We start from the raw sequence: 16,065 nt of genomic DNA, 5'->3' as shown, positions 1-16,065 counted from the left end.
ACGGTTTTGACCTGGGCGTCGACTCCCGGTATCGTCTCCCGTTGGCGTGTATGGGCTCGTCTCGCATTTTGCGTGCGTATAGAGCTCTTGTCCTCGGGTCTCAACTGGCCGCCGAGGGCATCCACTCGTCTTGGCCAGCAGCGACATCATGAAGACAGGAATTTTCTGTGTCTACTTACGCCCCGAAGGCCGGGGACACCACCCGGACGTGGCATGTGATCGACGCCACGGACGTCGTGCTCGGACGCCTCGCCGTCCAGGCCGCGACTCTGCTCCGCGGTAAGCACAAGCCCACCTACGCACCCAACGTCGATGGCGGCGACTTCGTCGTCATCATCAACGCCGAGAAGGTTGCCATCAGTGGCAACAAGCTCGACGGCAAGTTCCACCACCACCACTCCGGCCACCCGGGCGGTCTGAAGTCGCGCTCGACCCGTCAGGTGCTCGAGAACAACCCCGATCGTCTCGTGGAGAAGGCCGTCGTCGGCATGATCCCCAAGAACAAGCTCGGTAATGCCATCGCGAGCAAGCTGAAGGTCTACGCGGGCCCGAACCACCCGCATGCAGCTCAGCAGCCCGTTCCGTTCGAGATCAAGCAGGTGTCCCAGTGACGGCGCCGGAGGGAAATGACGTGACGTCGCAGGAGAACATCGAAGAGATCGCCGCCGACGAGTTCGTGGCAGTCGAAGATCCCGAGGTCACCTCGGAGATCGAGGCTGCTGCCGCCGCTCCGGCCCCGATCGTGTTCGATCGCCCGATCCAGACCGTCGGTCGCCGTAAGGAAGCCGTCGCTCGTGTTCGGTTGTCTTCTGGCACCGGCGGATTCAAGCTCAACGGCCGCACCCTCGAGGATTACTTCCCCAACAAGGTGCACCAGCAGCTGATCAAGGCTCCTCTCGTGCTCGTCGACCGCGCGGAGTCGTTCGACATCGTCGCGCTGCTGCACGGTGGCGGACCGTCGGGACAGGCAGGCGCGTTGCGTCTGGCCATCTCGCGTGCGCTGATCGAGCTCACTCCCGATGACCGTCCGGCCCTCAAGGCTGCCGGTTACCTCACGCGTGACGCTCGTGCAGTCGAGCGTAAGAAGTACGGCCTGAAGAAGGCCCGTAAGGCGTCGCAGTACTCCAAGCGCTGACGCGTCTCACCCGTTTCATCCTCGAGGGCAGGCATCCAGCAGTATCGGACGCCTGCCCTCGAGGCGTTTCTCACGACATTCTCTCCGCTCGAAGGAGTTCTTGATTCATGGCGCGACTGTTCGGCACCGACGGGGTTCGAGGACTGGCAGGCGGGGTTCTGACCGCAGAGCTGGCGTTGAAGATCGCGCGCGCCGCGGCCGCCGTGCTGGCACCGAACGTCGACGGCCACAGGTGCGTGGCAGTGGTCGGTCGTGATCCGCGCATCAGTGGCGCGATGCTGAGCGCAGCCGTGTCGGCCGGACTGACGGCATCGGGTGTCGACGTGATCGATGTCGGAGTGCTCCCCACGCCTGCAGTCGCCTACCTCACCGCAGAATACGGCGCAGCGCTCGGTGTGATGATCTCTGCTTCCCACAATGCGATGCCCGACAACGGAATCAAGATCTTTGCTGCGGGCGGACACAAGCTCGACGACGACGCGGAGGACCGCATCGAAGCCGCCCTCGATCCCGACGCGCGCTCCGAGAGCGACGGACGTCCGTTGGACGCAACCGGTGCCGCGATCGGCCGTATCGACGTCGCGCAGGACGCGGCAGCCCGCTACACGGAGCATCTCGCTGCATCGGTATCGCACCGACTCGACGGCGTCACGGTCGTGGTCGATTGCTCGCACGGTGCCGCCTCGGTCGTCGGACCGGACATCTACCGACGGGCAGGCGCGACGGTCGTGGCGATCAACGCCGAACCCGATGGCATCAACATCAACGACGGGTGCGGCTCGACGCACATGGAGGGGTTGCGCCGGGCCGTCGTGGAGCACGGTGCCGACCTCGGTATCGCACACGACGGAGATGCCGACCGTTGCCTTGCCGTCGATTCGTCGGGCTCCGTGGTGGACGGTGACGCGATCATGACCGTGTTGGCGATCGCGATGCGCGACGCAGGTCAGTTGACCGACAACACGTTGGTGGCCACGGTCATGAGCAATCTGGGTCTGCACATTGCCATGCGCGAGGCCGGAATCACGTTGCGCACCACGGCAGTCGGAGATCGTTACGTACTGGAGGAGTTGCGCCGCGGGGGATTCGCGCTCGGCGGCGAGCAGAGCGGACACGTAGTACTTCCCGCGGTCGGAACGACGGGCGACGGGATCGCCACGGCACTGCGACTGATGGAGCGGATGGCGCAGACCGGACGCTCCCTTGCGGATCTGGCATCGCCGATGCGGACGTTGCCTCAGGTTCTGATCAACGTGCAGGTTTCGGACAAAGCGGCGGTGGCGTCGGCACCGTCGGTATCGGATGCGGTTGCCGTGGCCGAGCGCGAACTCGGTGCTTCGGGCCGAGTTCTGTTGCGGCCCAGTGGTACCGAGCAGTTGGTGCGGGTAATGGTCGAAGCGTCCGAACTCGACGTAGCGACCCGGCTCGCCGAAGAGCTGGCGGGCCGGGTCGCGTCGGTCTGATCTTTCAGGCGGTGAGTTCGCGCAATGCGGTCAACTGCGCGACGCGGCCCGCGGTGTTCTCGGCCAGCGGCGCGACGTTGAGCGTGGTGACACCCGCTTCGGCGAAGGCCGCGACCCGCTCCTTGACGAAGCTCTCCGGCCCGATGAGGTTGACCGAGCGAGCGAGCTCGTCGGGCACCGCCGCCGCAGCTTCTTCCTTCTTGCCGGCCAGGTACAGGTCTTGAATCTTCTCGGCCTCGGCCTCGTACCCGTAACGCTGCGCCAGGGAGTTGTAGAAGTTCTTGCCCTTGGCTCCCATACCGCCGATGTAGAGCGCCAGGTGCGGCTTGACCCAGGGCAGGTACTTGTCTGCATCCTCGCCGATAGCGAGGGTGGGACTGGCGAACACCTCCAGTTCGCCGAGCGACGGATCACGCTTGGCCTTGCCCGCCGCGAGGGACTCGCCCCACACGTCGGCTGCTTTCTCGGGGAAGTAGAAGATGGGCTGCCAGCCCTCGGCGATCTCCGCGGTGAGCTCGACGTTCTTGGGGCCGAGCGCGGCGATGACGACCGGAATGCGATCCCGCACAGGGTGATTGATCAATTTGAGCGGCTTGCCCAGGCCGGTGCCCTTGTCGGCAGGGAGGGGGATTTGATAGTGCTTGCCCTGATACTGCACCTTTTCGCGGCGCCAGACCTGGCGGCAGATCTCGATCACCTCGCGGGTTCTGGCGATGGGTGCGTCGTATTTGACGCCGTGGAAGCCTTCGACGACCTGCGGTCCGGATGCGCCGAGCCCGAGTACGAAGCGGCCATCCGAGACGTAGTCGAGACCGGCCGCGGTCATGGCGGTCAGTGACGGTGTCCTGGTGTAGATCTGGAAGATGCCGGACGCGATCTTGATCGTGCTCGTCTTGGCTGCGAGGAATCCGAGTTGGCTGACGGCGTCGAACGAGTAGGCCTCGGGCACGAAGATGATGTCGAGACCGGCCTTCTCGAGCTCGGCGACCTCGGCAACGGTCTCGTTGAAACCACCGCTGTAGTTCAGCATCGTTCCGATGTGCATGGGACTCCTCGTTCGGTGAGCAGCTGGTGTAGCTACTTCAGGTACCTGTTACTGACATTTCACATCGGGACGTTACCGCTCCCAGGGGAACCGATGTGAGTCGGCGCACGTCATAGTGAGAAAGGGGCACATCGAGGGGGAGACGGAAGCGCATGAGCGAGGGATTGTCGGTGGACGTGAACCGCGTTCGCGCAGTTGCAGATGCGTTCACCGCGTCGGCCGATGCCCTCGGCGCAGCTGCCGACACCGTAGCCGACGCGGGCTTCGGCGCAGCTGGGTCCGGAAGAAACTACGGGGACCTCGGTGCCGCGTACGTACAGGCTCACCTGGGACTCAGCCGTGGCACCCGGGCGTGGAAATCCTCGGTCGACGACGTCGCCGACGCTCTGACCACTGCGATGAACGAATACGAACGTCAGGACGACACCGCGGCACACTCCATCGAGTCGCCTCGATGACGCCTCCTCTCGCCTCGCTCGGCCAGAGCCCGTCGATCGACGAGATTCTGGACGAGCATGCTGCCGGGCTGTTGCACTTCGAGCGCTTTCTGCCACTCGTGGCTCGGGTGCCGGGAAGTGAGGGCTTCGTGCAGTACGAGCAGGTGTGTGCGAGGTACGACGAGCAGCGAGGCTTGAATCTCGGCGCGCTCGGCAACGATGCCGACGCAGTCGAAGCGATGGCTGCGGTGCTTCGCGATCAACTCGAAGAACAAAAGCAGTTGCGTCGAGTTCTGCAGATGCGATGGCACGGCGAGGCAGGCGATGCCGTGCAGACCTATCTCTCGGTCGAGCAACAGACCGCGGACGAGTTTCTGCAGTCGATCGAAGATGCCCACCAGACGATGTCCGCTACCGTCGACGTTCTTCGCGACGTGGTCACCGACAAGGCGGAACTGTTCGGTGGTCTCGACGTCGATGCCGTGGACGGAAAGAACGTCGACCAGATCGATGCCATCCTGGTGGCGTCGGGAATCGAGTGCGTTCCAGTCGATCGAGGGTCGGTGTTCCCTCGGGTGGCGTCGGCCTTCGAGGAACTGGCCGAGCGGGCACGTAGCGCAGACGTATCGGACGAGTTCGCGGCCGAGGTGGCAGAGCTCTGTCGGAGCTGGATCCACGACCAGTTCGTTCCGCGGATGAAGGCGACCTGCGAGGCCGTCATCGACGTCTGCACCTCGACGGACACCGCAGTGCGAGAGTGCCTGGCGTTGCTGGGCACGGTTCTGGGCGCGGCATACGACCCGGACTTCGGCGACCTCGACGAGCGGAGTTGGGCGATCGCGCCCCCCGCAGAAGACGCTGCGTCACGACCCGAGTTCGACGGTCCGTCGGTGCCCCCGGCGGCAGCGGCTGTACACGCGGCTCCGGTGACCGTCGGACCGACGGCGATCTCGCCGCCGAACGCAGGCGGATCCAGCGGTGCAGTAGGAACCGGGTCGTCGGATCCATCGACCACAGGCGCGGGATTCGGGGACGAGCCGAGTGATCCACTGGATGGACTCGTGGATCGGGTGGTCGCCGAGATCGTCGGTCGCGTCGACGAGGCTCTGGACGGTGCGGCCCCAGATGACCGTGGTGACGATGGCGGAACGGCTTCGCGCTCTTCGGAGTCGGCGGGCGGATCAGTGGAGCCGGAGAACACGGCCGGAGAACGGCCGGAGTCGGACCAGTCTCCACCCGCAGGGCAGTCTCCGGCGGTCGGGCAGGTGTCGCCTCCCGGGCAGTCGTTGGAGGCGGCCACCGACGAGCGAGGCCATCTCGAGGCCGAGCTCGAAGGGCATCGCGCCCGCATCGCACTCGAGCACGACGGTGCAGTGTCGATCGAACTCGAAACCCCGGGGCTCGGTCTTCGCTCGTTCGAGTTGAGAATCGGCCCGTTCGGCTTGCCCGAGATCGTCGAGGTTCCCGGTGTTGTCGACGACGTGAATGCGCAGCAGACACCGATACCTGCGTTGCCGCCCGAGCCCCAGCAGCTTCCCGAGCCCCAGCAACCGCCCGAGACCCAGCAACCGCCCGAGCCCCAGCAACCGCCCGAGACCCAGCAACCGCCCGAGCCCCAGCAACCTCCCGTACCTCCATCGATCGAGCCTCAGCAACCGACCGAGCCATCACCGGCGGAGTCGGCCTCGGACGACGTGTCCGGGCAATGCCTGCCCGAATCGTCCGAGGGCGAACAGCCCGTCGGGATATCGGACGAGCAACCGGCCGTGGAGGAACCGCCTGCCGGTCAGCATCCCGCATTGGCGGATCACCCGATCCCGTCCGTACAGCCGCACGAACAGGCCGCCGGTACCGGTGCCGGCCTCAGCGAGGCGGGAACACTGTGAGCGAGCGAGGCGGGAACACTGTGAGCGAGCGAGCCGGGAACACTGTGAGCGAGCGAGGCGGGAAGGCTGTGAGCGCGGACGGCGGGTGGCGTCGCGAACTGCATCGAATTCGCGACGAGCACAGAGCGGCGATGACGCGAGCAGCAGAGGCTCTCGGGCCGGACCGAACTCCCACAGTTGTTCGTGGTTCACGTAATTCGGGCGTGGAAAGCTCGTCGGAACCCGAGATCGGGCCTGTTTCCGGACCGGTGCTACAACCGGCTCACCTGGACCGACGAGGGCCCCTACCGCATGTCGAGACCGAACCCGGCCCTAGGCCGCATTCCTGGCTGGTGTGATGCCGAGAGGCACCGAGCATGGTCAGCCTCGGCCGAGCAGAGCCTTGATCGACGCGGATGCCTTGGGCTTGGGCTGTGCGTCGAGCGGCGCATGCGGATCGACAGCTCGGGTGCCGTCGATCTCGCCGGTCGATCCGGCCAATTCCTCGTAGTCGGAGTCGCCGGTCAGGTGAAACAGCAGAAACGCGGTGAGAACCGCCCGGGTGCGCTGCTGGGTCTTGCGGTCGGAGCTGTTGATTCCCAGTGAGCGGAGCATTCGCCGGCCTTCGACGAATCCGTCTGCCGTCGAGCCGTCGATTCGGCGGAGGATCGATGGTCCGTACCAGGCCTGGGCGAGAGCCAGTGAATTGTCGTTGAGCGAATCGGCGTTCGAGTTGTCACCGACGACGAGCCCGGGCACGGTCAGACCGGCAGCGGCAGCCTCGGAGGACGGTGCGGTCGGTGCCGGAAACAGCGCTGCGACGGCTTTGACGTCCGATCGGCGGGACGCAGCGAGAACAGCAGTTCCTGCTCCCATGGCGTGACCGGCAGTGGCGAGCTTCTCCGGATGCACACTGATGTTGCCCGGCCCGAGTCGGACACCGGTCATGATGTCGAGCACACTGCCCAGGTCGGTGGCGAGTCCGCGGTGCGAGGGGACGAGGCCACGCTCGGTGTCCGGTGCCGCGACGACGAAGCCCCAGGACGCCAGGTGCTTCAGGGTGTCGGCGTAGTTGCCCGGTCGCAGCATCCAACCGTGTGCAAAGGCCACACCGGGCAGGCCGAAGCCCTCGGCCGGGGTGTAGACGACGCCGGGTTGGCCAGCGAGAGCCAGGTTGCCTCGCAGGACCTTGTGCGGGCCACGCTTGGAGAGAGCAGATGCCAGCTTCTTCGGTTTCGCCACGAGAGATGACGCTACCGAACGCGCGCGCGTGAGGGGGACACCGGACACGTCGCCTCGAGCGAATGGGTCGTGCGCGCCCCGCCGAGTACCCTGATTCACCATGTGCGGAATCGTGGGTTACGTCGGCCACCGCCCAGCTCTGGGTGTGGTGGTCGAAGCGCTTCGGCGTATGGAATATCGGGGCTACGACTCCGCAGGCATCGCAATTCTGAACGGCGCGGGAGCGACAGCCGTCGAGCGCAAGGCAGGTCGACTGGCGAATCTCGAAGCCGAATTGGACGACATCGGCACCGATACGTTCGTCGGCACCACCGGAATGGGACACACCCGTTGGGCGACGCACGGTCGTCCCACCGATCGCAACGCGCACCCGCATCGGGACGCGTCCGGCACCGTCGCTGTGGTGCACAACGGCATCATCGAGAACTTCGGTCCGCTGCGTGCGGAACTGGAAGCAGTCGGAATCGAGTTTCTGTCCGACACCGACACCGAGGTCGCGGTACACCTGGTCTCGCGGGCCTACGCCGACGGCCCGACGGCCGGCGATTTCGTGGCCAGCGCGAAAGCAGTTCTGCGCCGGCTGGAGGGTGCGTTCACCCTGGTGTTCACCCATTCCGATCATGCGGACACGATCGTGGCGGCGCGCCGCTCCACTCCACTGGTGCTCGGCGTGGGCGCCGGTGAGATGTTTCTCGGGTCCGACGTCGCGGCGTTCATCGAGCACACGCGCGACGCCGTCGAGCTCGGCCAGGATCAAGTGGTCGTCATCACCGCCGACGGATACGACATCAGTGACTTCGAGGGCAACGAGGCGCAGGGGCGTCCGTTCCGCATCGACTGGGATCTGGCAGCCGCCGAGAAGGGCGGCCACGACTACTTCATGCTCAAGGAGATCCAGGAACAGCCCGCCGCGGTGGCGGACACGTTGCTCGGTCACTTCGACAACGGTCGAATCGTGCTCGACGAGCAGAGACTGTCCGACCAGGAGCTGCGCGACGTCGACAAGGTGTTCGTCGTGGCCTGCGGTAGCGCGTACCACTCGGGTCTGCTCGCCAAGTACGCCATCGAGCACTGGACCCGGCTGCCGGTCGAGGTGGAACTGGCCAGCGAATTCCGGTATCGCGACCCGGTTCTCGATCGATCGACTCTGGTCGTCGCGATCTCGCAGTCCGGTGAGACCGCCGACACGCTCGAAGCCGTGCGGCACGCCAAGGATCAGAAGGCGCGTGTTCTCGCGGTGTGCAACACCAACGGCTCGCAGATTCCTCGCGAAGCCGACGCCGTGCTCTACACCCGGGCAGGTCCGGAGATCGGCGTCGCGTCGACCAAGGCGTTTCTCGCGCAGGTGACCGCGAATTACCTGGTCGGCCTCGCGCTCGCACAGGCGCGCGGTACCAAGTATCCCGACGAGGTAGCCCGCGAGTTCGCCGAGCTGGAAGCCATGCCCGAGCTGGTGCAGCGGGTTCTTGAAACGGTCGAGCCGGTCCGAGCGCTCGCACGAGAGCTGTCGACTGCAACGACGATTCTCTTCCTCGGTCGACACGTCGGGTACCCGGTCGCTCTCGAAGGCGCGCTCAAGCTCAAGGAACTCGCGTACATGCACGCGGAGGGTTTCGCGGCGGGCGAGCTCAAGCACGGTCCGATCGCACTCATCGAGGACGGTGTCCCGGTGATCATCGTGATGCCGTCGCCGAAGGGTCGCGCAGTGTTGCACTCCAAGATGCTCAGCAACATTCGCGAGATCCAGGCGCGTGGTGCGCGAACGGTGGTCATCGCCGAGGAAGGTGACGAGGCTGTGCGGCCGTTCGCCGACAATCTGATCGAGATCCCGGCGGCCTCGACGCTGTTGCAACCGTTGCTGTCGACGATCCCGCTGCAGGTGTTCGCCGCCGAGGTCGCGCAGGCGCGGGGTTACGACGTGGACAAGCCTCGGAATCTGGCCAAGTCCGTCACCGTCGAGTAGCGCTCGGTATGCGCGGCTACTACACACCGGAACAGATCCGCAACGCGGAAGCGCCGTTGCTGAACTCGTTGCCGAACGGCGTTCTCATGCGCCGCGCCGCGTACGGATTGGCCACCGTCGTGGCGGCCGAGCTGGCTGCGCGTACGGGCGGCGTCGCGGGGCGTCGCGTGACGATCCTGGTGGGCACGGGCGACAACGGCGGCGACGGTCTGTGGGCGGGGGCGTATCTGCGTCGACGGGGTGTCTCGGTGTCGGCCCTCCTGCTCGACCCGGCGCGGGCGCACGCCGAAGGGCTCGAGGCCCTGCGGTCGTCGGGTGGACGAGTGGTGACGCAGTGCGGGCAGGCGGACATCGTCGTCGACGCCATAGTCGGGATTTCCGGCAAGGGCCCGCTGCGACCCGATGCCGCTGCGGTCGTCCAGCAGATCACCGCACCGATCGTGGCGGTGGACGTGCCGAGTGGGGTCGACGCGGAGACCGGTGCCGCACCCGGCCCGGCCGTGACCGCCGATGTGACGGTCACGTTCGGTGCTCGTAAGCCCGTTCACGTTCTTGCCGTACCTCGTTGTGGCCGAGTCGAACTGGTCGACATCGGGCTGACGCTTCCGGCTCCGGCGATGGCGTCGTTCCAGCCGGCCGACGTGGGCAGGGCGTGGCCGATTCCTACGGCGTCGGACGACAAGTACTCGCAGGGGGTCGTGGGTGTCCTCGCAGGCAGCGCGACGTACCCCGGGGCCGCACTGTTGTGCGTCGGAGCGGCGGTGGCGGCCACCTCCGGAATGGTTCGCTACGTGGGAAGCGCGGGCGCAGAGGTTGTCTCGCACTGTCCGGAGGTCGTCGTCGCCCCGGATCTCGACGCGGCAGGGAGAGTTCAGGCGTGGGTCGTCGGTCCCGGTTTCGGCACTTACGAGGACTCGGAAGACATCGTGCGGCGGGTTCTGGAGTCGGATCTGCCGGTGGTCGTCGACGCGGATGCACTGACGATCCTCGCCCGCAACGATCACTGGGTCACCGGGAGATCGGCACCGACGCTGTTGACCCCGCACGCCGGCGAATTCGCGCGCTTGACCGGATCCGACCCCGGCCCCGACCGGGTGAGTGCGGTGCGAGATCTCGCCGAGCGCTGGGGAGTGACCGTTCTGCTCAAGGGCCGCGCGACGATCATCGCCGACGCGGACGGCACCACATTCGTCAGCGACGCAGGGGGATCGGCCGCGTCGACCGCGGGATCCGGCGACGTACTGTCGGGCATTCTCGGGGCCTTGCTCGCGTCGGGAATGACACCGTCCACTGCGGCCGCGTGCGGTACGAAGGTGCATGCACTCGCCGCGGCGCGTGCGGCCCACGGGTCGGGCGGAGAGTTCGCGGCACCCATTTCTGCAAGCCCGCTATGTGCGTCCATTCCGGACGCCATACGAACTGTGCGCTCGCTCACGGTCTGATCGTCGTTGTTCGTGGCCCACGTTGGAGGCCAGGTGTGTCACGAGTTGTGCCACCCTGATCCGCCGTGACGGTCGCTCGGATGGCACTATCGAATGTTGTGAGTATCGGCTGCGACGACGAGAGGACCGATCCTCGGACGGATTCGGGGGCTGTGGCGTCCGTCGACCTCGACGCAGTGGCCCACAACGTTCGCGTGTTGCAGGAGTTCGCTGGGGATGCTGCGGTGATGGCGGTACTGAAGGCCGACGGCTACAACCACGGTGCCGTCGAGGTCGCACGCGCCGCAGTCGCAGCAGGGGCGCAGGAGCTCGGCGTCACCACCATCGGTGAGGCCCTCGAACTCCGAGCTGCCGGTGTGACGGTTCCGGTGTTGGCGTGGTTGCACCGAACGGATTCCGATTTCGCCGCAGCGATCGCCGAGCAGGTGGGGATCGGGGTGTCCACGGCGGCCCAGCTCGACGCGGTGGTCGACGCGGCACACCGAGTCGGTTCCGCCGCTGACCTTTCGCTCAAGATCGATACCGGACTGAACCGCAACGGGGTCGCGGAAGCAGACCTCGATGCGGTCCTCGACACGACGGCGGTTGCTGTCGCGGAGGGCAGTGTGCGGTTGACCGGAATGTTCTCGCACCTGGCCTGCTCCGACGAGCCGGGCCATCCCGCCAACGATGCCCAGGCCGAGCGGCTTCGCGATGCGGTGCGGCGCGCCACTCGGCGGGGAACTCCACCCGCGGTGGTGCACCTGTCCAACTCGGCAGCCACGCTGACCAGACCCGATCTCGGTTTCGACATGGTCCGACCGGGTATTGCTCTGTACGGCCTCTCGCCGGTACCCCACTTGGGAACCTTCGGTTTGCGGCCGGTCATGACCGTGTCGGCCCAGGTGGCGCACATCAAGAACGTGAGTGAAGGTGAATCGGTGTCCTACGGCTACACGTGGACCGCACCGGCCGACACCGTGGTCGCCCTCGTCGCCCTCGGATACGCCGACGGCGTCGTTCGGCGTCTCAGCGGACGCTTCGAGGTGACCATCGCAGGTCGGCGCTATCCCTCGGTGGGACGAGTGTGTATGGATCAGTTCGTCGTCGAACTCGGCGGCGACGGCTCGGGTGTCGCGGTCGGCGACGAAGCGCTACTGTTCGGGCCAGGGGACAGGGGAGAAGCGCACGCCCAGGATTGGGCAGATGCGCTCGAGACAATCAGCTACGAGGTCGTCACCGGCATTCGTGGACGTGTTCGACGACGGTTCGTCGGCGCGCACTCAGGGGAGGCGTCGATATAGATCATGCTCGGATTGCTGGAGAGTATTGCAATTGTGGTGCGCGAGACCGCGTTCCGGTCGAACAAGGATCCGCTGGCCACCGAGAATCTCGATCTCATGGACGCCGACCGCGGCAGTATCGTCACCGCGGACGACGGTGTTCCACTGGCGGTACGTGAAGTCGGTCCCTCGGACGCCGAACTGACCGTGATCTTCGTGCACGGCTACTGCCTGCGCATGTCGTCGTGGCATTTTCAACGTCGCACACTCGAACAGCAGTGGGGTTCGACGGTTCGGATGGTCTTCTACGATCAGCGCGGCCACGGACGCTCGGGTGTGCCGAGTCCGGAGAGCTGCACCATCGGCCAGCTCGGCCTCGATCTCGATGCGGTGATTCGCTCGGTGGTACCGAAGGGGCGCATCGTCCTGGTCGGGCACTCGATGGGTGGGATGTCGATTCTGTCGATGGCGCGGCAGCGATCGGACGTGCTGCGGCAGCGAGTGATCGGGGCGGTGCTGATCTCCACCACCGCGGCCGGTCTCGCACAATCCGGGGTCGGTCGTAGTCTGCAGAATCCGGCGGTCGACGCCTTCCGGCTCGCCGTTCGGACGTCGCCCGGCGTCGTGCAGCTCGGCCGTGGTGCGGTGCGCGCACTTATCTCGCCGATCCTGCGCGCCGCGTCCTACGGCACCAGAGTCTCCCCGCGGTTGGTCGCGTTCTCCCAGTCCATGATCGACGACACGTCTGTCGTCACCATCGTCAACTTCCTCGAGACGCTAGAGCTCCACGACGAATCCGAAGCGCTGATGGAGTTCGAGAACATTCCGGTGTCGGTGGTGTGCGGGGACGAGGATTGGATCATTCCGTTCGCCAGCTCGGAGGCTCTGGCCCAGGCCTTGCCGCGTTCGGAGACGGTGCGCGTCCGCCAGGGCGGACATCTGGTTCAACTCGAATTCCCCGAACAGGTCAACGGCGCGATCCAGCGGCTCGTGGCCCGGGCAACAGAGGCCGCGGGCAAGAAACGGCGGTGGGGTGTTGTCTGACGAGCCGCTGACCTTGCCGGTGGACGTCGAGTTGGTCACTGCCGCAGACACTGCCGAGTTCGGCGCACGGTTGGCGCGCGTTCTGGTGGCGGGCGATCTGGTGATTCTCGACGGTCCGTTGGGCGCAGGGAAGACCGCGATGACCAAAGGTATCGCCGCCGGTCTCGGCGTGCAGGGACGAGTGACGTCGCCCACCTTCGTCATTGCCCGTGAGCATCGCCCCGGGCCGCGGCCGCACGGGTTACCGCCGGTGGCGCTCGTGCACGTCGATGCCTATCGGCTCGGGATGACCGGACAATCGGCACTCGACGAACTCGATGCGCTCGATCTCGACACGGACCTCACCGACGCTGTTGTCGTGGTCGAATGGGGTGAGGGGTTGGTGGAGAACCTGACGGACGGGCACGTCTCGGTTCGGTTGGCGCGTGATCCGGAGTCGGATGTTCGACGCGTGAGTGCTCGCCGTGTCGGCGACGTGCCGGTCAGCCCGCTGCCGGCGTGAGCAGCGCCACCAACTGTGCTCGCCCTCTGCTGATCCGGCTCTTGACCGTCTGAATCCCGACCCGCTGGTGGGCGGCGATTTCCGAATACGACAGATCGGCGAACTCTCGAAGCACTATTGCCTCGCGGAAGTCCTCCGGGAGCTGGGCCAGGGCCGATCGAACTGCGTCGACGTCTGCCACCCGGTCGGCCGTGGGCGACGACAGGTCGGGGAGGTCGATTCCCTCCGGCGAGTAATCGAGGACTTCCTTGCGTCGACGGATCAACGAGAGCGACGCGTTGGCAGCGATGCGGTGCAGCCACGTGCTGAATTTGGCGTCACCGCGGAAGCGGTGCAGATTCTGCCAGGCAGAGGTGAGAGTGTCCTGTAGGGCGTCCTCGGCGTCGTGTCGATTTCCGGTGATCTGCAGACAGACTGCCCAGGCGTGAGTGCGATGTCGACCGACCAGTTCGCCGAATGCAGCGCTGTCGCCCTCCCGGCACAAGGCCAACAAAGCACCGTCGTTCATACATGCTCCCCCAACACAGGACTAGTCGGTCTGTTTCTGATCCTGAGCTAATGATATCGCTCAGCGGAAGCATCGTCTCGCCGCCCCCTGGGGCGCACGGACTCGTCCGACTACGGTCCGAAGTCGGATCCGTCGCCCAGGTCGATGTCGTCCGCATCCCAATGCCCGCCGTCATCGTGCTCGTGGCCGTGACCATCGTGCTCGTGGCTGTGATGATCATCGCCGTCCAGGTGCGACGATCCGTGGTCCAGCAGACCGTCGTGGGAGGGATCGTAGTGTCCGGCAGTGTCGGAATCGGTGTCGTCGTCAGGGTCGGGCAGCAGCACGTCCTGCGCATCGAAACCGACATCCGTGTCGTCCATGATCGGGACCACCACGTCGTCGACGGGGGGAGACTCGGGATCGAGCGCGTGGGCGAGCGCTGCCGACCAGACATCGGCAGGTGGTGCCGGTAGGACTACCGATCGGTCGAGGCCGAGAATGTCGAAGACGCTGTCGCCGTCGCTGCTCACTTCACAATCCTCTCGTCTCTCACGAGTATGCACTCATATTCAGACAATCAGGTCAGCGGGATGAGGGCCCAGAGCTTGGGGGCCAGGGCAGCGAGGCCGGGATCGACCGAGGTGGAGTCGGCGAGATCCGGATCGGTGTCGTCCGCCACCAGCATCTCGTGATCGGAGTCTGCCCAGGCGTTGTCGAACTCGTCGATGGATATCTCGAACTGGTTGCCGTCCGGATTGCCAGGATCGGACAGGATCACCACGCCGCGATTCTCGTCGATGCCGGCGACGACCAATGCGTGGTCCGGGGTGTCGTCCTCGTAGGTCTCGGTACCGGGGTACCAGATTTCACCCGAGTCGACCATGGCGATCACGCCGTACCCCTCGGAGAGCTTCGCCTCGAGATCCTGCATCGAACTGCTCTCCAGATGACACGGAACTCCTTGATCTTCCATCAGGATCTCCATGTCGGCGGACGTCATACCCATGGACGGATCGTTGTTGGGAAACAGGCCGAGTTCGAGGGCTCGGTCGACCAACTGCTGGGGATCGGTGATGTTCAGTCCGGTGTACTCGGACACCACCTGAGCGATGGACGACGGCCCGCAGTAGCCGTTCACCTCTTGGTAGAACCAATCTGCCGTCCATGCCGTCGGGGTGCCGTAGGAGCCGTCCTCGGGCACCGGAGCGCCGTCCGCGGGCGGCGGAACGTCCACGGGCTCGGGGGCAGGAGGCGGGACGTCGGCCGGCTCGGGTAGGAGTGCCGGCTCGGGAACCACTGCAGGCGAGGGTGATTCGGACGGTGGATCGCTCAGGTCCGGTACCGAAGGATCGGGCACGCCTGGCGCGGAAGCTGGGGTCATCGACGGCATCTCGGGCATGTCGGGCGCCGACACCGCGCTCGGCGAATCGACGTAGTCCATCGAGGGCATCGTGGGCATCGACGGTGCTGCCAGGGTGTCGCCGAGCGAATGGTCGACGCTGTCCGAGTAGTCATCGGTGTTCGTTCCCGATGCCGCGTCGTGGTCCGCGGAGGTGTCGGTGAAATCGAAGTGCTCGTTCATCTCGGTCTCTTTCGTCTGGGATCAGGAATGAACGCGGGAGTCAGGCCAGGTCGGGCGTGGGGTTGAAATCGCCGGACTGATCGGTGTCGATGTAGACCTCGTCTGCGTATCCGTCGCCGTCGGTGTCGACTCCGAGGTAATCGAGTGTGCCGTCGCCGTTGGTGTCGAGGAGGACGGTATCGATCACGCCGTCCCCGTCGGTATCGAGATCCACCTCGTCCGCCGTGCCGTCGCCGTCCAGATCGAAGATGGCCGTGTCTGCTTTGCCGTCGCCGTCGGTGTCCATGCGCGTCTCATCGGTGACACCGTCACCGTCGAGGTCGGTATCGACGATGTCGAAGCGACCGTCGCCTGCACTCGACGTCTCGACCACGTCGGCCACTCCGTCTCCGTCGTAGTCGTGCAGGATCTGATCGACGGTTCCGTTGCCGTCCAGGTCGATCTGCGTGGTGTCGACGATGCCGTCGCCGTCGAGATCGCGGTGCGAGACATACGAATTCGTGTCGGCTGGTTCTGGTGACGAGCTCGCGGGCACCGTACTCGTGGGTTCTGCGCTCGTGGGGTCGGGGGCAGTGGCCGGTGCCGCAGGAGGC

At 65.8% G+C, this 16,065-nt stretch carries 15 protein-coding genes and 1 pseudogene; 10 read left to right on the top strand and 6 right to left on the bottom strand.

Features of this window, described 5'->3' with window-relative positions:
• Positions 1-167 precede the first annotated feature (167 nt).
• The 3 genes from rplM to glmM all read left to right on the top strand — a co-directional run bounded on the left by rplM (position 168) and on the right by glmM (position 2,598).
• Positions 168-611: a 50S ribosomal protein L13 gene (rplM, locus tag CH275_RS22325; protein WP_027496344.1), complete on the top strand. Its 444-nt coding sequence runs from the start codon at positions 168-170 to the stop codon at positions 609-611.
• Complete coding sequence (gene rpsI, locus CH275_RS22320; protein ID WP_094680442.1) at positions 608-1,135, top strand: 30S ribosomal protein S9; 528 nt, start codon at positions 608-610, stop codon at positions 1,133-1,135. Before rplM ends, rpsI begins: the two co-directional genes overlap by 4 nt.
• Positions 1,136-1,242: 107 nt before the next feature.
• Positions 1,243-2,598: a phosphoglucosamine mutase gene (glmM, locus tag CH275_RS22315; RefSeq protein ID WP_094680441.1), complete on the top strand. Its 1,356-nt coding sequence runs from the start codon at positions 1,243-1,245 to the stop codon at positions 2,596-2,598.
• 4 nt (positions 2,599-2,602) lie between these two features.
• Here glmM and CH275_RS22310 read toward each other — a convergent pair whose 3' ends face one another.
• Positions 2,603-3,643, bottom strand: a complete 1,041-nt coding sequence (locus CH275_RS22310) for an LLM class F420-dependent oxidoreductase (RefSeq protein ID WP_094680440.1) — start codon at positions 3,641-3,643, stop codon at positions 2,603-2,605.
• 152 nt (positions 3,644-3,795) lie between these two features.
• On the opposite strand from CH275_RS22310, the gene CH275_RS22305 reads away from it, so the two are divergent.
• Positions 3,796-4,101 (top strand): type VII secretion target, encoded by a 306-nt coding sequence (locus tag CH275_RS22305; RefSeq protein ID WP_094680439.1) that lies wholly within the window; start codon positions 3,796-3,798, stop codon positions 4,099-4,101.
• Complete coding sequence (locus CH275_RS22300; protein ID WP_094680438.1) at positions 4,098-5,966, top strand: WXG100 family type VII secretion target; 1,869 nt, start codon at positions 4,098-4,100, stop codon at positions 5,964-5,966. Before CH275_RS22305 ends, CH275_RS22300 begins: the two co-directional genes overlap by 4 nt.
• Positions 5,967-6,326: 360 nt before the next feature.
• Here the strand turns inward: CH275_RS22300 and CH275_RS22295 are convergent, their stop codons facing one another.
• Positions 6,327-7,187 carry a dienelactone hydrolase family protein gene (locus CH275_RS22295; RefSeq protein WP_094680573.1) on the bottom strand — a complete coding sequence of 287 codons (861 nt, stop codon included), beginning with the start codon at positions 7,185-7,187 and terminating at the stop codon, positions 6,327-6,329.
• Between the two features lie 100 nt (positions 7,188-7,287).
• On the opposite strand from CH275_RS22295, the gene glmS reads away from it, so the two are divergent.
• From glmS to tsaE, 5 genes are all read left to right on the top strand, one after another.
• A complete protein-coding gene (glmS, locus tag CH275_RS22290; protein WP_094680437.1) occupies positions 7,288-9,150 on the top strand; it encodes a glutamine--fructose-6-phosphate transaminase (isomerizing) in 1,863 nt (620 codons plus the stop codon).
• An 8-nt stretch (positions 9,151-9,158) separates the two neighbouring features.
• The gene (locus CH275_RS22285) at positions 9,159-10,592 is read left to right on the top strand and encodes an NAD(P)H-hydrate dehydratase (protein WP_094680436.1); all 1,434 of its coding nucleotides are present in this window, start codon (positions 9,159-9,161) and stop codon (positions 10,590-10,592) included.
• A gap of 80 nt (positions 10,593-10,672) precedes the next feature.
• Positions 10,673-11,875, top strand: coding sequence for an alanine racemase (alr, locus tag CH275_RS22280; RefSeq protein ID WP_179276291.1), 1,203 nt, complete (start codon positions 10,673-10,675; stop codon positions 11,873-11,875).
• 3 nt (positions 11,876-11,878) lie between these two features.
• Positions 11,879-12,898 carry an alpha/beta fold hydrolase gene (locus CH275_RS22275; RefSeq protein WP_094680435.1) on the top strand — a complete coding sequence of 340 codons (1,020 nt, stop codon included), beginning with the start codon at positions 11,879-11,881 and terminating at the stop codon, positions 12,896-12,898.
• Positions 12,891-13,400 carry a tRNA (adenosine(37)-N6)-threonylcarbamoyltransferase complex ATPase subunit type 1 TsaE gene (tsaE, locus tag CH275_RS22270; RefSeq protein ID WP_094680572.1) on the top strand — a complete coding sequence of 170 codons (510 nt, stop codon included), beginning with the start codon at positions 12,891-12,893 and terminating at the stop codon, positions 13,398-13,400. The genes CH275_RS22275 and tsaE overlap by 8 nt, the downstream gene beginning before the upstream one ends.
• On the opposite strand, the gene CH275_RS22265 is transcribed toward tsaE, so the two are convergent.
• The 4 genes and pseudogenes from CH275_RS22265 to CH275_RS30155 form a co-directional block, all read right to left on the bottom strand.
• Positions 13,381-13,908: an RNA polymerase sigma factor gene (locus CH275_RS22265; RefSeq protein ID WP_094680434.1), complete on the bottom strand. Its 528-nt coding sequence runs from the start codon at positions 13,906-13,908 to the stop codon at positions 13,381-13,383. The two genes, tsaE and CH275_RS22265, sit on opposite strands and share 20 nt — an antisense overlap.
• A gap of 110 nt (positions 13,909-14,018) precedes the next feature.
• Positions 14,019-14,420, bottom strand: coding sequence for a hypothetical protein (locus tag CH275_RS22260; RefSeq protein WP_094680433.1), 402 nt, complete (start codon positions 14,418-14,420; stop codon positions 14,019-14,021).
• A 47-nt stretch (positions 14,421-14,467) separates the two neighbouring features.
• Positions 14,468-15,472 carry a C39 family peptidase gene (locus CH275_RS22255; RefSeq protein ID WP_256991172.1) on the bottom strand — a complete coding sequence of 335 codons (1,005 nt, stop codon included), beginning with the start codon at positions 15,470-15,472 and terminating at the stop codon, positions 14,468-14,470.
• Between the two features lie 40 nt (positions 15,473-15,512).
• Positions 15,513-16,065 (bottom strand): annotated as a pseudogene (locus tag CH275_RS30155) (hypothetical protein); the annotation flags it as partial.

This window comes from Rhodococcus sp. 06-235-1A, assembly GCF_002258785.1.
Classification (GTDB): Bacteria; Actinomycetota; Actinomycetes; order Mycobacteriales; family Mycobacteriaceae; genus Rhodococcoides.
This window is presented reverse-complemented; position numbering and strand designations above follow the sequence as displayed.